The organism is Kitasatospora sp. NPDC003701 (assembly GCF_053587085.1).
Map to the genome: position 1 here is coordinate 1 of NZ_JBSFNM010000166.1, position 1,628 is coordinate 1,628.

Annotated in this window: 4 protein-coding genes; 3 read left to right on the forward strand and 1 reads right to left on the reverse strand. The window is 67.6% G+C overall.

Annotated elements, in window-relative coordinates; genetic code table 11:
• Positions 1-92: 92 nt before the first annotated feature.
• Positions 93-482 carry a helix-turn-helix domain-containing protein gene (locus ACWDRR_RS44400; RefSeq protein WP_449778034.1) on the reverse strand — a complete coding sequence of 130 codons (390 nt, stop codon included), beginning with the start codon at positions 480-482 and terminating at the stop codon, positions 93-95.
• 296 nt (positions 483-778) lie between these two features.
• Between ACWDRR_RS44400 and ACWDRR_RS44405 the strand changes: the two genes are divergently transcribed.
• The 3 genes from ACWDRR_RS44405 to ACWDRR_RS44415 form a co-directional block, all read left to right on the forward strand.
• A complete protein-coding gene (locus ACWDRR_RS44405) occupies positions 779-1,159 on the forward strand; it encodes an ATP-binding protein (protein ID WP_449778035.1) in 381 nt (126 codons plus the stop codon).
• Complete coding sequence (locus ACWDRR_RS44410) at positions 1,156-1,413, forward strand: hypothetical protein (RefSeq protein ID WP_449778036.1); 258 nt, start codon at positions 1,156-1,158, stop codon at positions 1,411-1,413. The genes ACWDRR_RS44405 and ACWDRR_RS44410 overlap by 4 nt, the downstream gene beginning before the upstream one ends.
• A partial coding sequence (locus tag ACWDRR_RS44415) for a hypothetical protein (protein WP_449778037.1) occupies positions 1,401-1,628 on the forward strand: 228 nt, incomplete at its 3' end. The genes ACWDRR_RS44410 and ACWDRR_RS44415, both read left to right, overlap by 13 nt.

A 1,628-nucleotide genomic window follows, 5' to 3' on the forward strand; every position in this document is an offset into this window, starting at 1 on the left:
GGCCTGGACCGGCGAATGCCCCACCTGCCACCGCGAGTTACCCACCAAACACCGACCAGGGCGCACCGGACCACGCCAGACCTAACGAAGTACTAGTAGGTCTTGGTCTGCTGAAGGCCCGGGATGTAGGTAGTTGCCCACGTGTAGAGCTTTTGCGCGGTGGCTTCCATCTCTGCCACCTCCAGAAAGTCGGTGGGGAGGACTCCGCGGTACTCCTCCCACCAGCCCTTTCCGCGTGCGGTGATGATGTCGGCGAGTGCGTTGATCAGGGCCTGGTTGGTGCATTTGCAGGCCGCCGCGACCGTTTGGAGTCGGTCCAGGCTGACGCTGCTCTTGCCGTTCTCCATCTGTGTGACCTGAGCAGGGCTTACTCCAAGAGTGCGGGCGAGTTGGCTGCCGCCCAAGCCCGCCTGCTCTCGCATTCTCCGTAGCTCCGCACCAAGACGGCGCTGACGAAGAGTTGGGCTATGGCGACCAGGCATGGCGTCCTCTCGGCGTTTCGTGACATCAGTGTGCCGCGCAGCCGGCAGCCCCGGCCATCTGTCACACGGGAGGGGTAACTTCTCCGCATCTACTTAAGTTTAAGTGGACAGTGCGCTACGGTCGTCTCACATCGATCCGATGGATCGTCAGTAACGCCTGTTTCCAGGGCAGTAGGCGCCTGCTGCCCCCGCACCGCAGAGCAGCCACGCGTGGCATCCCGGTCCCGTTCTGGCTTGGCTCACGGCGACGTATCCACTGGTGAAACCCCACTGCATCCTCTTTTCGGAGGTCCCTGATGTGTGCCTTCACGCTGCCCGAACCGCCCGACTGGTCCGCCGCCCGCGAGGAGCTGCGCGACGCCCTCGCCCTCGCCGCCTGGCCGGACGACCTCATCCACGACGCCGAACTCGCCCTCTGCGAGCTCTACATCAACGCCTGGCGCCACGGCGCCACCCCCGCCCCCACCGTCGTCGTCGTCCTCCACGCCGGCCGCACCCTGCGCGTCTCCGTCGCCGACGACAGCCCCGTCCTGCCCGAACCGCGTCAGAGTGCCGACCCCTACGAGCTCTCCGGCCGGGGACTGCACCTCGTCCGCTCCCTCACCCACCGCTTCGGCACCGAACCCCGCAAGCGCGGCGGCAAGACCGTCTGGTTCGAGCTGGACGCCGCCGCGTGACCGTCAACCGCACCCCGATCGCGCCCGACGACCCCCGCATGCGCGACTACACCCACGCCCAGATCACCACCCTCCTCGGCGAACTCCACACCCGAGGCGCCAGGTTCGGCATCCAGTGGGGCTCCGCCACCACCCACCACAGCACCGTCGACGGCCGCATCCTCGTCGACTTCGGCAACGCCCCCCTCGCCACCCTCCTCAACCTCCTCCACCTGCTCCGCGACACCGAGAGGAACGAGCCGTGGGAGTCCTGATCCCGATGATCACCGCCGCCACGCACGTCGAGCGCACCACCGTCGCCTACCTCACCGTCGAACACACCCCCGACGCCACCGTCCAGCTCCGCCTCGCCGTCGACCTCGACATCCACACCGGCCCCGGCGAACAGCTCGCCCTCCCCCTCACCCACGACCAGGCCCACGAACTCCTCCACACCCTCGCCGCCCACCTCGGCCACCGCGTCATCGGA

Bases quoted from the DNA above. Each gene is read 5' to 3' on its own strand.
- ACWDRR_RS44400 (WP_449778034.1), bottom strand. From the start codon at position 482: ATGCCTGGTCGCCATAGCCCAACTCTTCGTCAGCGCCGTCTTGGTGCG.
- ACWDRR_RS44405 (WP_449778035.1), top strand. From the start codon at position 779: ATGTGTGCCTTCACGCTGCCCGAACCGCCCGACTGGTCCGCCGCCCGC.